The following is a 17,132-nucleotide window of genomic DNA, read 5'->3' as shown; positions in this document are numbered from 1 at the left end:
AACCTTACTTATTTTAACATCCCCTATGTTAAAATTATTTTTGTGAAGCTGCCCAAGCATTTTGATCTTCGATTGTTGGGTTTGCAATATAATGCCCACCTTCAATTTGAAGTGTTTGACCAGTCATGAATTTTGATTCTTCAGAAGCTAAGTATACTACTGCATAACCGATATCGTCTGCTTCGCCGTGATATGGTAGTGCATGATATTTTGTATAGATATCTAACAATTCAGCAGGCATATTATTTTTTGCAGCTGGAGTTAAAATAAGACCTGGTGCAATTGCGTTACAACGAATTTTATCTTTACCATACTGAGTTGCAATATATTTAGTCATGTTCACAACGCCTGCTTTAGTAGCGCCATAAGCTGTACGGATTTGGTCACTAGCAAATGCAGCCATTGAAGCTGTGTTGATAATAGAACCTCCACCTGCTTTTTGCATATGAGGAATTGCATAACGGCTACCAAGTAATACTGATTTTAAGTTCACGTTAACTAAACGATCCCATTCATCTAGGTCAATATTAACAACATCTAAATCTTTATGAATATTTGTTAAACCAACGTTATTAAATAGTACTGTAATTGTACCGTATTGCTCAACAGTGAAATCCACTGCTTCTTCTACTGATTTTGCATTACCTGCATCCAGGAATACTGCTGAAGCTTCATATCCTTCTTTTACTAAAGCAGCTGCATGCTCTTTTGCACCTTCTATATTAAAGTCAGCAATAACTACTTTTGCGCCTTCTTTAGCCATTAATGTTGCTGCTGATAAACCAATTCCTGATGCTCCACCTGTGATAAGAGCTACTTTACCTTCTACACGTTTCATGAAAAATTCCTCCTGTAATAAGCGAAAATATAAGTATGTAATAACAAAAGCCTATCATACTCTTAATTTATCGTTATATTATAACCTAACACTATTTATTTTAACACTATAATATTCATAATTAAAACAATATGCGTTTATTATTTTTAGTTTTTCTCAAAAGTAAAACCCCGAAAACGAAATTACATTCCGTTTTTGGGGTTTATCAATTTTATAGTTATTTATCTAGTTTAGTTTGCTTGTACTTCTTCTAATACACGCACAAATTGACCTTCAGAAGACGGATAACCAGCTTTTGTTACTTTCACTTTTACTAGTTTACCGATCATGTCTTCATTGCCCTCAAAGATAACTTTTAAATAATTGTCTGAATAACCAGCGTAAAGCCCTGCATCTTTTCCCTCTTTAATGCGTTCTTCAGGAATGATTTCTAATACTTCATTTTCAAATTGAGAAGCATATTCTTTAGCTAGTTGATCGTTTAGTGTTAATAAGCGGTGTACACGTTCATTTTTCACTTCTTCGTCTACCTGATCTTCCATGCGGGCTGCTGGTGTTCCAGTACGTTTAGAGTATGGGAAAACATGCAGTTCAGCGAATTTGTGATTATTGATGAAGTTATATGTTTCCATAAATTCTTCTTCTGTCTCACCAGGAAAACCAACGATTACATCAGAAGTAACTGCTAAATGCGGTAACACTTCACGTAAACGGTCTAAACGCTCACCGAAGAATTCCATCGTGTATTTGCGTCGCATACGCTTAAGTACAGTGTCAGAGCCCGATTGAATAGGAATATGTAAATGATTTACGACGATATTAGAATCGCGTAAAACTTCTATCACTTCATCGGTTAACTGACTTGCTTCAATCGAACTAATACGTAAACGTTTTAAGCCTTTTACATTCTCTTCTAAGTCACGTAATAGTTGCGCTAGATTATAATCTTTTAAATCTTGTCCATAACCACCTGTGTGGATACCTGTTAAAACAATTTCTAAATAACCTGCATCTACAAGTTGTTGTGCTTGATGCACGACTTCTTGTGGATCACGAGATCGCATTAGACCACGCGCCCAAGGGATTATACAGAATGTACAGAAGTTATTACAACCTTCTTGGATTTTCAATGACGCACGAGTGCGGTCAGTGAAATAAGGAACGTCTAGCTCTTCATATACTCGGTTTTTCATAATGTTACGTACAGCATTGATAGGCTGACGTTCATTTTTGTATTGTTCAATATAGCCAATCATTTTCGTACGGTCTTGCGTCCCAACTACAATATCTACACCGGGAATAGCCATAATTTCTGCTGGAGAAGTTTGAGCATAACATCCTGTTACGCAAATAACGGCATCTGGGTTTTGTCTTATTGCACGACGAATAACTTGGCGACTTTTCTTATCTCCTGTATTCGTAACTGTACAAGTATTAATTACATAGACATCTGCCTGATGATCAAATTCTTTGCGTTCATAACCTTCATCTTTAAACAGTTGCCAAATTGCCTCTGTTTCATAGTGATTCACTTTACATCCTAATGTATGAAAAGCCACTGAAGACAAGGCTCGTCACCTCTTTCATTCAAATTCATAAGAAATTGCGGAAAGAACATACAGTGGTGCTGTTTCCGCACGTAAAATTCTTGGTCCTAGTGAAATACATTGACATCCTAATCCTTGTAAAGCGGTAGCCTCTTTTCGAGAAATACCGCCTTCAGGACCAAATATAACAAGGATTGACTTATTATCATATACCTTTTTTAATTGATCAGCAAACCGAGTTCGTTCTAGTTGCTTTGCATCCTCTTCATCGGCTAAAAAGACAACGTCAAATTCAGGTACTTTTTTTAGTAACTGCGTGAAGTTCACTGGCTCTTCAATTGTCGGGATATGCGTACGATGCGATTGCTCAGCTGCTTCCTTCGCAATTTTCTGTAAGCGCTCTTGCTTCTTTTTACCTTTTTTCCCATCCCATTTGACGATTGATCGTTCTGCTTCAAAAGGAAGTAAAGCATACATACCAAGCTCAGTTGCCTTTTGGACAATTAAATCTAGCTTATCGCCCTTTGGTAAACCACAAGCGATCGTCACTTGAATAGGTAGTTCTGGTGAAGGCAATACATTGTCGGTTTTTTCTACCTGAACACCATCTTCAGTAAAGTCCAAAATACGACTAATTGTTGCCTCACCATTATGAACTACAATGATTTCATCGCCTACACGCATGCGCATTACTTTTGTTATATGATGCGCATCTTCACCACTAATTATGGCTAATTGATTGTCAAAGGATTCATTTATAAAATATCGTTGCATAGTAACACTCCATCAATTTACTGATTTTCGTGATATAATTGCTACCCAATCTTCCATCATCATTACTTCTTCGATAATAAAGCCTGCTTTTTCAAGAGATGCTTTCACATCATCCTTCTTCGGTTCAATTATTCCTGAAGTAATAAATAGGCCGCCTGGTTTAACAATTGTATAGGCATCATCTGTGAAGGTCATAATTACTTCAGCTAAGATATTCGCAACTACAACGTCCGCAGGTTCTTTTACAGTATCTAATAGATTCCCTTGCATAACATCAATAGAGTCTTCAACCTTATTTAGCTGAACATTTTCAATTGCAGAGCGTACCGCTACTTCATCTAAATCAAGTGCATGAACATTCTTTGCTCCAAGCAAAGCTGCTCCGATAGCTAAAACACCAGAGCCAGTACCAACGTCTACTACTGAATCCGTATCTTTTATTGTTTTTTCTAATGCTTGTAAACATAATACAGTTGTAGGATGAGTTCCTGTACCAAAGGCCATACCAGGATCAAGTTCAATGATTAGCTCATCACTGTTTACAGGTTCATACTCTTCCCAAGTTGGTACAATTGTGAAACGGTTAGAAATTTTCACCGGATGATAATACTTTTTCCATGCAGTTGCCCAATCTTCCTCATTCACTTCATTGATTGTCACTTCGTTGTGACCAATATTAATGTCATAGTTTACCAGATTATTAATAGCAACTTTAATTTCTTCAACAGTTTCACCTAAAAAACTTGTTTCAGCTAAATAAGCTTTTACAATGACACCATCCTTAGGAAAATCTTTTGGATTTAAAGCGTAAATCTCACCAAATTGATCTGCACGTTCTTTACCATAATCCTCTGAATCCTCTATTACGACACCACTTGCTCCAGCTTCGTGTAGAATATTCGAAATCGCTTCAACCGCTTCACTCGTTGTATGGATGGATACCTCCGACCATTTCACTTGTAGCCAACTCCCTTATTCACCTTTAAATTTGTTTTTAATTTTATCAAACAATGTGCTACCTTGCTCTTCTGGAATATCTCCAGAAATACTAGCAAATTCGCGCAATAATTGTTTTTGTTTCTCAGTTAATTTCTTCGGTGTTACAACGCTTACGATTACATGTTGATCGCCAGTGCCATAACCATGAACGTTTTTGACACCTTTTCCTTTTAAGCGGAATCTGTCACCAGATTGTGTACCTGTAGGAATCTTCATCTTCACTTTACCATGAACTGTTGGTACTTCGATTTCATCACCAAGAGCCGCTTGAGCGAATGTAATTGGTAATTCTAAATAAATATCATCACCATCACGTTCAAATTTATCATGTGCACGAACATGGAATACGATGTATAAGTCACCTGCTGGACCACCGTTAGTACCCGCTTCACCTTGACCACTCACGCGCAATTGTTGACCATCATCAACACCTGCTGGAATCGTAACTTTGATTTTTTTACGTTTTTTAACTGTTCCTGCACCGTGACAAGTTGAACATTTATCTTTGATAATTTGGCCAGTACCTTTACAGTAACCACAAGTACGACGGTTTACCATTTGACCAAATGGTGTTGAAACTGTCTCATTTATTTGACCTTGGCCATTACAGTGAGAACATGTGTCTTTTGAAGTACCTGGTTTTGCACCAGATCCATGACAAGTATCACAAGTTTCATCACGAGGGATTTCGATTTCAGTTTCTTTACCAAATACTGCTTCTTCAAAACTAATTGTCATGCGATATTGCAGATCATCGCCTTTTGTTGGTGCATTCGGATCACGACGACGACTTCCGCCACCACCGCCAAAGAATGAACTAAAAATGTCTTCGAAACCGAAGCCATCTCCGCCACCGCCACCAAATCCTTGGTTTGGATCTTGATGTCCGAACTGGTCATAGCGTGCTTTTTTCTGGTCATCACTTAATACTTCATAAGCTTCAGCAATTTCTTTAAATTTTTCTTCTGCCCCAGCCTCTTTATTCAAGTCAGGGTGATATTGTTTAGATAATTTACGATAAGCTTTTTTAATTTCGTCTTTTGATGCTGATTTTTGAAGGCCTAAGACTTCATAATAATCTCGTTTATTCATTTTTCACACTCCGCTCCGTTTGCATAAAATATATTGTAACATGGAAAGAACAAATGGCAAAAAACATTGAAAAAAGCCAAAGCCCGAGGCGGTCTTTGGCTTCTTTCAAAACAACAATGCATACATTAATATACACTATTCAAGCGCCATTAAAGATGCGCTCTATTTTTTAGCATTATTTGTTATCGTCAACTTCAGTGAAGTCTGCATCAACTACACCGTCATCTTTCTTATCAGCTGTTGGGCCTTGTTCGCCTTGTGCAGCTTGTTGTTGTTGAGCTGCTTGCTCATACACTTTCATCACAAGTGGTTGAAGAATACCTTCTAATTTTTCTTTAGAAGTTTTGATGCCTTCGATTTCACCAAGTTCAATTGCTTTTGTTAGCTCTTCTTTAGCATCTTCTACTGATTTTTTCTCATCTTCAGTAATTTGTTCACCAAGGTCAGCGATTGTTTTATCTACTTGGAAAACAAGTTGATCTGCTTCATTGCGAAGTTCAGCTTCTTCTTTACGTTTTTTATCTTCTTCAGCATGTAATTCAGCTTCTTTTACCATACGTTCGATATCTTCATCAGATAATGAGCTATCAGATTGGATAGTAATTGTTTGTTCTTTTTGAGTTCCTAGGTCTTTAGCTTTAACGTTTACGATACCGTTTTTATCAATATCGAATGTTACTTCGATTTGAGGGATGCCACGTGGTGCAGCAGGGATATCAGAAAGTTGGAAGCGACCTAAAGTTTTGTTATCAGCAGCCATTGGACGTTCACCTTGTAATACGTGAATATCTACAGCAGGTTGGTTATCTGCAGCTGTTGAGAAAGTTTGTGATTTAGAAGTTGGGATTGTTGTATTACGATCGATTAATTTAGTGAACACGCCACCCATTGTTTCGATACCAAGTGATAATGGAGTTACGTCAAGAAGTACAACGTCTTTTACATCACCAGTTAATACGCCACCTTGTACTGCAGCACCCATAGCTACTACTTCATCTGGGTTTACACCTTTATGCGGCTCTTTACCTGTTTCTTTTTTCACTGCTTCTTGTACTGCAGGAATACGAGTTGAACCACCAACAAGGATTACTTGATCGATTTCTGAAGCAGATAATCCAGCATCTTTTAATGCTTGACGAGTTGGGATCATAGTACGTTCAACTAAGTCAGCAGTAATTTCATTGAATTTTGCACGAGATAAAGAAACTTCTAAGTGTAATGGACCAGCTTCACCAGCAGTGATGAATGGTAGTGAAATTTGAGTTGTTGTTACACCAGATAATTCTTTTTTCGCTTTTTCAGCAGCGTCTTTCAAACGTTGTAACGCCATTTTATCTTTAGCTAAATCAATACCGTTTTCTTTTTTGAATTCAGCAACTAAGAAATCGATGATTTTTTGGTCAAAGTCATCTCCACCAAGAGCATTATCACCAGCTGTTGCTTTTACTTCAAATACGCCATCACCTAATTCAAGGATTGATACGTCGAATGTACCACCACCAAGGTCAAATACTAAAACAGTTTGATCTACATCTGTTTTTTCTAAGCCGTAAGCAAGTGCTGCTGCTGTTGGTTCGTTGATAATACGTTCAACTTCAAGACCAGCAATTTTCCCAGCGTCTTTTGTAGCTTGACGTTGCGCATCGTTGAAGTAAGCAGGAACTGTAATAACAGCTTGTGTTACTTTTTCACCTAAATAGTCTTCAGCAAAGTCTTTTAAATGTTGTAAGATCATTGCTGAAACTTGTTGAGGAGTATATTCCGTACCTTCCACATCTACTTTGTAGTCAGTACCCATATGACGTTTAATAGACATGATTGTGTTTGGGTTTGTAATTGATTGGCGTTTTGCTACTTCACCAACTTGACGTTCGCCGTTTTTGAATGCTACAACTGATGGTGTAGTACGTGCGCCTTCTTTGTTAGCGATAACGATTGGTTCGCCACCTTCTAATACTGATACACATGAGTTTGTAGTACCTAAGTCAATACCGATAATTTTGCTCATTTCATAGTCCTCCTAGATTTGATTCATTTTTTCATTTTATTTTTTTATTCATTAACTTTAACCATTGCTGGTCGTAAGATACGGTCTTTCAACTTATACCCCTTTTGGAGCTCTTGTAAAACGATTCCTTGCTCTTTAGAATCATCTTGTTCTTGCATAACTGCGTGGTGAATGTTTGGATCAAACGCTTCGCCTTCAGATGCTACAGGTTCTAAGCCTTCTTTTGTTGTTGCTTCTATTAGTGAACGGTATACCATTTCAATCCCTTTTTTCATGGATTCGGCATCTTCCGTTGTTGCCTCAACTTGTAAAGCTCGTTCGAAATTGTCTAATACCGGAAGTAATTCCGTTAACAAATTTTGCGCACGATACTTTTCTTGTGCTACGCGCTCAGTTTGTGCGCGACGTTTTAAATTGTCAAAGTCAGCACGTAATCGAAGGAAACGACTTTCTGATTCGTCCAACTTTTGCTCTAGAGCTGTGATTTCCGCCTGATGTTGTTCCTCAACTGTTAGTTCAGGTATAACTTCTTCAGCTTCAGCGTCTAGTACGTTTTCTTCTTGTTCATTTAATTGTTCTTCTACAACTGTGTTTTCTTCTACTGCTTGCTTTTTAAATTCATTTGCTTTAGACACTTTTCATCCTCCTATAATGTCGCTCTCTACCTCGGTTTTTGTGTCAGTTGGCGCGTTAAATCGCCACTCATAAAGTCGAGTAATGCAACGACACGTCGATAATCCATCCTTGTTGGCCCGATAATAGCTATTGAACCACTTTGTCCCTCACCTACCGAGTAAGATGCTGTGATAACACTGCAATCTTCCATAGCTAAATGATTATTTTCAGAACCAATACGGATTTGAATCCCAGATTGGTTCAACGGGAAAATGGATTGGATTTGAGTAGTTTTTTCCATTAGTTCCATAAGCATTCGTACTTTGTTTATGTCATGAAACTCAGGTTGATTGAACATATTCGTTTTGCCACCATAGAAAATTTTACCTTCTGATTGATGTGCTGTCACGTCTATTAATGACGAAAGTAATCCGTCATACGTCCCAAGATGTTGTTTTATAACCGCTGCTGTTTCAAGTTCGAGCTTCATTTGTAATTGCTCTAACGGAACGCCAATCAGTCGTTCGTTTAAAATGTTGACAACCTTCTCAATATCCGACGGTGAAAAATCCGAAGGTAAAGAGAAAATACGGTTTTCAACATGTCCATTATCAGTAACGATAATAGCGACTGCTGAATCAGCTGTTAAAGGTACAATTGAAAATCGTTTAACTTTGTGCAACTGCACATCTGGTCCTAATAATATAGATGTGTACGACGTCAATTCAGATAAAATCGTAGCTGACTTCCGAATGACTTGTTCAGTTTCCATAATCCGATCTTGGAAAACAGATTGGATTTTGTGAATCTCATTTGTTGTAATTATTTGAGGTTTTAGCAAGTGATCCACATAAAATCTGTAACCTTTTTCAGACGGAACTCGTCCCGATGAAGTATGCGTTTTTTCTAGGTAACCTAGTTCTTCTAAATCCGCCATTTCATTACGAATGGTTGCCGGACTAAAAGTAATGCCTTCCTTCTTCGAGATTTGTCGAGAGCCAACTGGTTGAGCTGACATAATGAAGTCATCTACGATTACTTGCAATACTTGTAACTGCCGATTTGTTAGCATGATCATCACCTCTGTTAGCACTCACTCAAGAAGAGTGCTAATACTATAATTAACTTATCAAATCTATTATTTTATGTCAACGGAAACGCATGTGTTTATAATAAAAATTCTTCAAAAACTTCATTTCCAACAAAACGACCTTTTTTCGTTAACTTTACAGCTACTTCATCATTCGAAATAAGACCTGCTGAAACAAGCAATTGCAGTTTTTCACTATAAACGCTTTCAATCGTACAGCCAAACTTCTCTTCAAAATGAGATTTCGAAATTCCAGCTGTTTTACGTAAACCTAAAAACAGTTCTTCCTCAATTTTTTCGTTATGTGTCACTTCATGCGTTTTTAGTATGGGTTTTTCACCGGATTCTAATGTACTTATATATTTTTTTAATGGTGCATGATTTGAATAACGAATGCCATTGACATAACCATGAGCTCCTGCACCAAAACCAGCGTATTCATCATTGTCCCAATAAATACGATTATGGATAGAAGAATGTCCATCTTTGGCGAAATTACTTATTTCGTATTGATGCCAGCCGTGTGCTTCCATTTGTTGCATCAATTCTTCATACATATCTGCCTCTTTATCTTCACCTGGTAAACTCAATTTCCCTTTGTTCATCAAGTTATAAAAAATCGTTTTAGATTCTACAATAAGCGAATAGGCTGAGTAATGTGGGAGATTTAAGTCAAAAGCAATTTTTAGTGTTTCTTTCCATTCATCCATCGTTTGACCAGGTAGTCCGTACATTAAATCAATGCTGATGTTATTGAAACCTACTTTTTTTGCTGCCTTAATTGTTTCAAAAACATCATCATTGGAATGAGTACGCCCTAGTTTTTTCAATAACTCTGGTTGAAACGCTTGTACACCAAGACTTAGTCGATTTACACCACCGTTAAAAAGCACTTCTAATTTTTCTTTCGTTAATTCATCGGGATTTGCCTCCGATGTGAATTCTGTTACATGTTCCATTGGAATGTACATCTTGATCAATGTTAAAAGTCTTGAGAGTTGAACTGGTGATAAAGATGTTGGCGTTCCTCCACCTAAAAAAATTGTTTCTATATGACTGAAAGCTTTTTTGTCTTCAGACCATAATTTCATCTCCATACCTAATGCTTCTATATATTCATCCACCGGCTGGTTTTTGAAAAATACTTTATTAAAATCGCAATAATTGCAAATTTGATGGCAAAATGGAATGTGTATATAAACGCCTCTAGCCAATTTGATTCCTTCTTTCTTGTCGAAAACTGTCCGTTTTTTTGTAATTTAACTCATTAAACACGTAGCTTCATTCTATAGTATTTAAGTTAAAACGCAAAACAATGGAATTAATATCTCTTTTAAACATAAAAAAAGTTACAGCGATAATAATACCCACTGTAACTTCTCTACACTGCTTTTTTATATTTAATAAGCTCTTGCTGTATATTTGGTTCTACTTGTTTAAGTTCATTCAATTTATCTTGCATATGTGCCACTCGCGCCTCAAAAGCCAAAAGTTCAGCTTCTAACGTTGCCATTAAGCGATCCAAACGGTCGTTTCCATCACGATATTCGATTTGAACTCACTCCTTACATTTATTAATTCATAAATTCACTATATATATAGTGTTTACTAAGCTTATCAAATCTTTTGTATTTTGAATACCTCAAATATCACTTTTTAGCGAATAATGTCGAAATTTATCCAGATATTGTTTTACTTTCTTACTCTTATTATGTATTTACCCTTTTAAACCCACATTAAACCTAAAAATTGTTCTTTAAGAAAAAATATCTTAGTTTCAGTTTTAAATAAAAAAATGCGGTTATGCAATATGGTGGATTAAACCTCCATGCTGCATAACCGCTTAGTAATGTTCATTCATCATGCTGATACATTAATATTATTTTTTAGGTGCGTCATCGTCCATTTTAAGTACAGCCATGAATGCTTCTTGAGGTACTTCAACTGAACCTACTTGTTTCATACGTTTTTTACCTTCTTTTTGTTTATCTAAAAGTTTACGTTTACGAGAAATATCGCCACCGTAACATTTAGCTAAAACGTTTTTACGCATCGCTTTAATAGTTGATCGCGCCACAATTTTTTGTCCTATCGCAGCTTGAATTGGCACTTCAAATTGTTGACGTGGAATAAGATTTTTTAACTTTTCAACGATGACCTTACCTCGTTCATATGCAAAATCGTTGTGTACAATAAAGCTAAGTGCATCGACTTGTTCACCATTTAAAAGGATATCCATTTTCATCAATTTAGATGGCTGATAGCCTATTAATTCGTAGTCGAAAGAAGCATAGCCTTTCGTACTTGATTTTAATTGATCAAAGAAATCATAAACGATTTCAGAAAGTGGAATCTCATAGTAAATGCTTACACGAGTTGAATCAATATAATCCATTGTCATAAAATTACCACGTTTGCGTTGGCAAATTTCCATAACAGCTCCAACATAATCGTTAGGTACCATAATTGTTGCTTTTACATATGGTTCTTCAATACGGTCGATTTTTTGTGGATCTGGCATCATTGACGGATTGTCCACTTGAACTTCAGAACCGTCTGTCATCTGCACATGGTAAATTACGCTAGGTGCAGTAGTGATCAGATCGATTTTGAATTCACGTTCAATACGCTCTTGAATGATTTCCATATGAAGTAAACCTAAGAAACCGCATCGGAATCCGAAGCCTAAAGCTTGTGAAGTTTCAGGTTCATATTGTAATGCTGAGTCGTTTAGCTCTAGCTTTTCTAATGCATCACGAAGATCATTGTACTTAGCAGTATCGATTGGGTATAAACCACAGTAAACCATAGGATTTAACTTACGATAACCAGCTAATGGTTCCGTTGCAGGATTGTTTGCTAAAGTAATTGTATCCCCTACGCGCGTATCCCCTACGTTTTTGATAGATGCAGTTAAGAAACCTACATCACCGACAGTTAGCTCTTTGCATAGTGTTGGCTTAGGTGTTGATACTCCAACTTCAACAACTTCAAATTCTTTTCCAGTTGCCATCATACGAATTTTATCGCCTGCTTTAACTGTTCCGTCTACAACTCGGATGTAAGTAATTACACCTCGATATGAATCATATAAAGAATCGAAAATCAAAGCTTTTAGAGGTGCATCAGGATCGCCTGTAGGTGCTGGTACTTTTTCAACAATTTGTTCTAAAATATCTTCAATACCGATACCTGCTTTAGCAGAAGCAAGTACTGCTTCAGATGCATCTAACCCGATGACATCTTCTACTTCTTGACGTACACGTTCTGGATCTGCCGAAGGTAAATCGATTTTATTAATAACAGGAAGAATTTCAAGATCATTGTCTAATGCTAAATATACGTTCGCAAGTGTCTGTGCTTCAATACCTTGAGCTGCATCGACAACTAAAATAGCACCTTCACAAGCTGCAAGACTACGAGATACTTCGTATGTGAAATCGACGTGTCCAGGGGTATCGATTAAATGGAATGTATAAATCTCTCCATCTCTAGCTTGATAATGTAATTGAACTGCATTTAATTTGATGGTAATGCCACGTTCTCTTTCTAAATCCATAGAATCTAGAAGCTGATTTTTCATCTCACGGGAAGTTAAACTTTTAGTAGTTTCCAATATACGGTCTGCTAATGTTGATTTCCCGTGGTCAATATGAGCAATAATGGAGAAATTTCTAATATTTTCTTGTCGTTTCAAACGTTCTTCTCTGTTCATGCGTGTCCACTCCTATATAAACTATTTTGAATTATAGCAGTGAACAGCTATTTTATGCAATATTATGATGAAGTTTGATTTGAAAATGCTTCCGAAATTGCTCTTGCTAAAATAGCAATAGTACGGTTTAATTCGTCTTCTGTATTATCTACTCCACCTAATTCAACGACTAGCAGGTTTTTCGAAAGATCTTGGTTATATATACCATTTACACCCGAACCTTCTTTTTTCATAACACCTCTAGAGATATTAGGAACTAGTTGATTTAATTGCGCAGATAATTGGTCCGCGTAGGCTTCATTAAATTTGTATTGTTTATTTTCAGCACCAAGAACAATAGCGATACGTGCGTACTTTTCGCCATCTAAGGTTGTGGTTGTAGCTTTTTTATTTGCTGAATCACGATGGATATCTAGCACCAAATCATATTCTTTTTTATCTAATTGTTTTTTCACATATGGCCTTACAGCATCATACGCTTTATATAATGATATATTTTTCTTCTGCATTTCTGTCATCGTATCAACTTCTAAAATATCAGTTGAGAGATCATTTTGTTTAAAATGAGCTTCAATGACTGAACCTAGTTGTAAAACATTAGTTGCGTTATGATAGGCTGTTATTTTCTGTTTTTGGCTTTTCAAAATAGGATAGTAAGCTTCATGGGAATGTGTGAAATATATTAGTGTTTTAAATGAAGCGTCCTTATTATTTATCAAAGCATTTTTTTCAGTGGCAGTATTGGCAGCATAGACTATTTTCGTATCTTGTTTTGATGATGTTGTTGTTGCCTCTTGCTGTGGCCAGATTGGTAACTTCACAGTAATAATTGGAAGCATAAAGAAAAAGCATAGAAGACCAATCCACATTTGCATTTTCCGTCGCATATAACATCCCCCTCCTCCTATCAATGTATGGAGGAGGGGAGCTAATTAGAACATTCTACGTACTTTCAATCCATTCCGTTAACGTATCAGAAATCAGATATGCATAGTTGTGTACCCACTCATCTATGTTTTTCGGTGTTACGAATAATCGGTCGTGCCCTACGAGAGACTCTTCAAATAGCTGTAGACGTTCTTCTTTCGGCCAAGTCGACCATTCACCAAAAATTGGTTTAATCACTTCTAAATCTACTTTTGACGTGTCTGATGGTCTCCATGGTGTTACGGACAAAGCGGAGGATGGACTATTTTTTTCCTGTATTTTGGCTGCAATAGATTGGAAAAGTGTATCGACAGCATCTGCGATAAGTACTGGCCCATCGACAACAGTCGGTAGGCCTATTGCAGTTACAGGACAACCAATTGTTTCTTTTGAAATTTCTTTACGCATATTACCTACACCAGATCCAGGATGAATTCCCGTATCTGTCATTTGAATGGTTTTACAAAGTCGGTTACTTGCTCTTGTTGCAAGTGCGTCTACAACAATAACTAGTTCAGGTTTTATTTGCTCAGCTAATGCTTTTATAAATGAACTCGTTTCATAGCCAGTCTGTCCTGTTACTCCGGGAGCATAAATAATACAACGCTCTTGAATGGATGTTGCACTATTTTGTAACTCATCAATAGCTAGCGGCCCTACTGCATCGGGTGTAATCGTCTTATTCCCTAGTCCGATGATAAGCACTTTGCCATCCTTGTTATCTTTAATAAAAGGATGAAGTGTTGTCAATTCCTCTGCTAAAACTTCTCCCAGTTGCTTGAACCCTTCCTCATCATCTGGTGTTAATGTCGGAACGGTAAAAGTAAAATAAGTCCCTTCTTTCTTTCCTATTTCTTCTGCGCCACTCGAATCAACATCTACACGTGTAATTTTAACGCGTCCGCGCTCTTCCTCTAATACCTTAATACCTGTAGATTCACGTAATGTTTCACGCTCTTCTGCGGTCTTATGATTAATAAATTCTTCCGTCTCATCTACTAAATCTGTTCGATACCATTTATTATTTTCCAAACTAATCACCTCACTTTTTATTTTGCTCTAACTGTCAAGTAAATATTCTTTGCATTTGATGCTTGATTTTTATACTATGATTTGCTAAAATGATGACTGTTGTATAGACACTTGAAACAGTTGAGAATTTACTCATCTCGATCCTTTTTAGGAGGTGAAAGTTAATGCCAAATATTAAATCTGCTATCAAACGCGTAAAAACTAACGCAAAAGTTAATGCACAAAATTCGCAAGTGAAATCTGCTATGCGTACTGCTGTGAAAAAAGCTGAAACTGCTTTAGTTGCTAAAGAAGATAACGCAAAAGAACTTTTAAGCGTAGCTGTTAAATCATTAGATAAAGCAGCATCTAAAGGCTTAATCCACAAAAACGCAGCTTCTCGTCAAAAAGCTCGTTTAATGAAAAAAGCTTAATCCATTATGGATTCAAAGGGACTAGAGATAATTCTCTAGTCTTTTTTTGTGTTTAAATTTTTATATTTTTCAAGAGTTACATTAAAGCATATTGTTATTAACGAAATACGAACAACTCCGTACAACTTGGCGACATAAAGTGATTTCGTATTAGTATACCGAAAGATCTTCAACACTATTTGTTGCTATTTGGATTCATGTAATCACCTTCGCATTATTTTATTCAAATAAACTCTAATTAACCATTTTCCATAAATCTTTCAATATAAGGAAATATTGTTATAATAAAAACTATAATTCATTACCAAAAGGTACTTCGTACGGTTTTAGGGACTTATTTGGAAAGAAGGTGTTGTGCATGGATATAACATTTATCTTCATTAGTTTTTACTTAACTCCAATTTTAAGCATTATTTTTTGTCTAAATCTCGTGGCAATCCTAAAAAAAATAAAGAGAGATGAAAAAACTGCTACGAATACATTTTGGCTTACAACATCATTTCTTTTGATTGTATGGAGTATTGCAGTAACAGCTATATTAGGTACATAAGGATTATTTAGCAAAAAAGTTCTTATAAAATTTAACGATTTATTCTTTTTATAGAAAATAGCAATTAAGACTTATAAACTCCTATCTGTAAGTGCTTCAGAAAATAGATAAACTTGAAGAAATTCACGTCATCAACGGTCCATTTTCCATTCTAATCAGATAAGACCGCTGATTTCCGCTACGGTGGACGCTTTCCGCGGGCTGGAGCCAAGTCGCTTCGTCGCTATGCTCCTGCAGGGTCTTGGACTGTCCGCTTTTCCCGCAGGAGTCACCACCTCCGCTCCAATCAACTACACATGTAATAAAAATAACTATATAGAAAATAATGGATGTAAAAAATCCAAAAAGAAAAAGAAGTTCTTAAATTACCAAAATATATAAAAATAACAAAAGACATTCAGAATATGACTATTCTGAATGCCTTTTGACTACAAACTGATGCACTTACAACAAAGAGTGCTTTCCTCTTATATTGGTTTCATCATAAATAATTCTAAATAACGCTCTCTTCTACCGCTCATTGTTTTTAACTGATAATCAACTTCACTTAATCCAAATAATGCTTTTAGTAAACTATCCTCTGAAATTTTACGACGCTCTTCAACAATTCGTTTTACTCGATAAGGATTAACCTTTAGTTGTTTTGCAATTTGTTGCGAATGATATCCCTTTTTCAGTAAATAATAAACATTCGACATTAAACGAATCTGAGATGCAAGTAACGCTACTAGCGCAATAGGCTCTTGCTTTTGACGAATAAGATCATGGTAAATCGTTAAAGCGCTAGAAACATCTCTGTGTAAATATGCATTGAGCATCTTAAAAGCATCTTGCTCTAGCGTTTTCGCAACCATTTCTTCAACAAGAGCTTGCGTAATTGTATTTTCATCACCTAAATATAAGCTCAGCTTTTCTATCTCTGATTGTAAATGAAGCATGTCCATACCTACTAGCTCAATTAATTTACTAATGGCATTTTGTTCAATAGTTTTTTGTTGCTGGCTTACTTCATTTTGCACCCAAACCATTAAATCATTTTCTTTCGGTGTTTCAGCAAGCATATAAACAGCTCTATCTTTCATTAACTTTGTAACTTTTTTACGCTCATCAAGCTTTTCATAAGGGGCAATGAAAATTGTGATCGATGTATCTGACGGGTGATCTAACCATTTTTCTAAGCGTTTTAGATCATGGTCAATTTTCTCTTTACCCTTTTCCGTTGCTTTTAAGAACGATGCATTTTTTGCAATGATTAGTTTTTGGCTTGAGAAAAATGGGATCGTATCAGATTCATCAATCACATAATCAACTGGTTGTTCATCTAAATCAATAGTGATTGTTTCAATATCTCCATCTTCTTCAAGTCTCGTTTTAATACGCCTGATTGTTTCATCTATAAAATAAGACTCTGCGCCCGCAAGTAAATAGACTGGCTGTAAATCTCCCTTTTTTATACTTTTCCATAATGTTGAAAACATAGTCTCACCTCAAATTGACATTGATTATAGTATACCGTAATTTTCTCATTTTGT

The 17,132-nt window shown here is 36.3% G+C and carries 16 protein-coding genes; 2 read left to right on the top strand and 14 right to left on the bottom strand.

What is annotated here, in order from left to right; genetic code table 11:
- Positions 1–34: 34 nt before the first annotated feature.
- From MHH98_RS06120 to gpr, 13 genes are all read right to left on the bottom strand, one after another.
- Entirely contained in the window at positions 35–838 is an 804-nt protein-coding gene (locus MHH98_RS06120) for an SDR family NAD(P)-dependent oxidoreductase (RefSeq protein ID WP_076034372.1), read from the bottom strand.
- Between the two features lie 230 nt (positions 839–1,068).
- Positions 1,069–2,406 carry a tRNA (N(6)-L-threonylcarbamoyladenosine(37)-C(2))-methylthiotransferase MtaB gene (gene mtaB, locus MHH98_RS06115; RefSeq protein ID WP_038187149.1) on the bottom strand — a complete coding sequence of 446 codons (1,338 nt, stop codon included), beginning with the start codon at positions 2,404–2,406 and terminating at the stop codon, positions 1,069–1,071.
- Positions 2,407–2,421: 15 nt separating this feature from the next.
- On the bottom strand, positions 2,422–3,159 hold the full coding sequence (locus MHH98_RS06110) for a 16S rRNA (uracil(1498)-N(3))-methyltransferase (protein WP_076064898.1): 738 nt from the start codon (positions 3,157–3,159) through the stop codon (positions 2,422–2,424).
- A 12-nt stretch (positions 3,160–3,171) separates the two neighbouring features.
- Positions 3,172–4,116, bottom strand: a complete 945-nt coding sequence (prmA, locus tag MHH98_RS06105) for a 50S ribosomal protein L11 methyltransferase (RefSeq protein ID WP_038187155.1) — start codon at positions 4,114–4,116, stop codon at positions 3,172–3,174.
- Between the two features lie 15 nt (positions 4,117–4,131).
- Entirely contained in the window at positions 4,132–5,250 is a 1,119-nt protein-coding gene (dnaJ, locus tag MHH98_RS06100; protein WP_038187156.1) for a molecular chaperone DnaJ, read from the bottom strand.
- Positions 5,251–5,425: 175 nt separating this feature from the next.
- Complete coding sequence (dnaK, locus tag MHH98_RS06095; protein WP_038187159.1) at positions 5,426–7,258, bottom strand: molecular chaperone DnaK; 1,833 nt, start codon at positions 7,256–7,258, stop codon at positions 5,426–5,428.
- A gap of 44 nt (positions 7,259–7,302) precedes the next feature.
- Complete coding sequence (grpE, locus tag MHH98_RS06090; protein ID WP_038187160.1) at positions 7,303–7,893, bottom strand: nucleotide exchange factor GrpE; 591 nt, start codon at positions 7,891–7,893, stop codon at positions 7,303–7,305.
- Between the two features lie 26 nt (positions 7,894–7,919).
- Positions 7,920–8,945 (bottom strand): heat-inducible transcriptional repressor HrcA, encoded by a 1,026-nt coding sequence (gene hrcA / locus MHH98_RS06085; RefSeq protein WP_038187163.1) that lies wholly within the window; start codon positions 8,943–8,945, stop codon positions 7,920–7,922.
- Between the two features lie 95 nt (positions 8,946–9,040).
- Positions 9,041–10,177, bottom strand: coding sequence for a radical SAM family heme chaperone HemW (hemW, locus tag MHH98_RS06080; RefSeq protein WP_076034369.1), 1,137 nt, complete (start codon positions 10,175–10,177; stop codon positions 9,041–9,043).
- A gap of 167 nt (positions 10,178–10,344) precedes the next feature.
- A complete protein-coding gene (locus MHH98_RS06075; protein WP_168170701.1) occupies positions 10,345–10,488 on the bottom strand; it encodes a hypothetical protein in 144 nt (47 codons plus the stop codon).
- A gap of 354 nt (positions 10,489–10,842) precedes the next feature.
- A complete protein-coding gene (lepA, locus tag MHH98_RS06070; RefSeq protein ID WP_038187170.1) occupies positions 10,843–12,678 on the bottom strand; it encodes a translation elongation factor 4 in 1,836 nt (611 codons plus the stop codon).
- 62 nt (positions 12,679–12,740) lie between these two features.
- Positions 12,741–13,565, bottom strand: coding sequence for a stage II sporulation protein P (gene spoIIP, locus MHH98_RS06065; RefSeq protein WP_038187173.1), 825 nt, complete (start codon positions 13,563–13,565; stop codon positions 12,741–12,743).
- A gap of 55 nt (positions 13,566–13,620) precedes the next feature.
- Positions 13,621–14,637: a GPR endopeptidase gene (gene gpr, locus MHH98_RS06060; RefSeq protein ID WP_038187175.1), complete on the bottom strand. Its 1,017-nt coding sequence runs from the start codon at positions 14,635–14,637 to the stop codon at positions 13,621–13,623.
- Positions 14,638–14,801: 164 nt separating this feature from the next.
- Between gpr and rpsT the strand changes: the two genes are divergently transcribed.
- Positions 14,802–15,050, top strand: a complete 249-nt coding sequence (rpsT, locus tag MHH98_RS06055; protein WP_038187177.1) for a 30S ribosomal protein S20 — start codon at positions 14,802–14,804, stop codon at positions 15,048–15,050.
- 358 nt (positions 15,051–15,408) lie between these two features.
- Positions 15,409–15,600: a hypothetical protein gene (locus MHH98_RS06050; RefSeq protein ID WP_038187180.1), complete on the top strand. Its 192-nt coding sequence runs from the start codon at positions 15,409–15,411 to the stop codon at positions 15,598–15,600.
- 467 nt (positions 15,601–16,067) lie between these two features.
- Here MHH98_RS06050 and holA read toward each other — a convergent pair whose 3' ends face one another.
- Entirely contained in the window at positions 16,068–17,078 is a 1,011-nt protein-coding gene (holA, locus tag MHH98_RS06045) for a DNA polymerase III subunit delta (RefSeq protein ID WP_038187182.1), read from the bottom strand.
- Positions 17,079–17,132 lie beyond the last annotated feature (54 nt).

It is taken from the genome of Viridibacillus sp. FSL H8-0110 (assembly GCF_038003565.1).
GTDB classification, from domain to species: Bacteria; Bacillota; Bacilli; order Bacillales_A; family Planococcaceae; genus Viridibacillus; species Viridibacillus arenosi.
This window is presented reverse-complemented; position numbering and strand designations above follow the sequence as displayed.

Excerpts from the sequence above, each read along its gene's own strand:
- MHH98_RS06110 (WP_076064898.1), bottom strand. The coding sequence starts at position 3,159 with ATGCAACGATATTTTATAAATGAATCCTTTGACAATCAATTAGCCATA.
- MHH98_RS06120 (WP_076034372.1), bottom strand. The coding sequence starts at position 838 with ATGAAACGTGTAGAAGGTAAAGTAGCTCTTATCACAGGTGGAGCATCA.
- rpsT (WP_038187177.1), top strand. The coding sequence starts at position 14,802 with ATGCCAAATATTAAATCTGCTATCAAACGCGTAAAAACTAACGCAAAA.
- spoIIP (WP_038187173.1), bottom strand. The coding sequence starts at position 13,565 with ATGCGACGGAAAATGCAAATGTGGATTGGTCTTCTATGCTTTTTCTTT.
- MHH98_RS06050 (WP_038187180.1), top strand. The coding sequence starts at position 15,409 with ATGGATATAACATTTATCTTCATTAGTTTTTACTTAACTCCAATTTTA.
- lepA (WP_038187170.1), bottom strand. The coding sequence starts at position 12,678 with ATGAACAGAGAAGAACGTTTGAAACGACAAGAAAATATTAGAAATTTC.
- holA (WP_038187182.1), bottom strand. The coding sequence starts at position 17,078 with ATGTTTTCAACATTATGGAAAAGTATAAAAAAGGGAGATTTACAGCCA.
- dnaJ (WP_038187156.1), bottom strand. The coding sequence starts at position 5,250 with ATGAATAAACGAGATTATTATGAAGTCTTAGGCCTTCAAAAATCAGCA.
- dnaK (WP_038187159.1), bottom strand. The coding sequence starts at position 7,258 with ATGAGCAAAATTATCGGTATTGACTTAGGTACTACAAACTCATGTGTA.
- hrcA (WP_038187163.1), bottom strand. The coding sequence starts at position 8,945 with ATGCTAACAAATCGGCAGTTACAAGTATTGCAAGTAATCGTAGATGAC.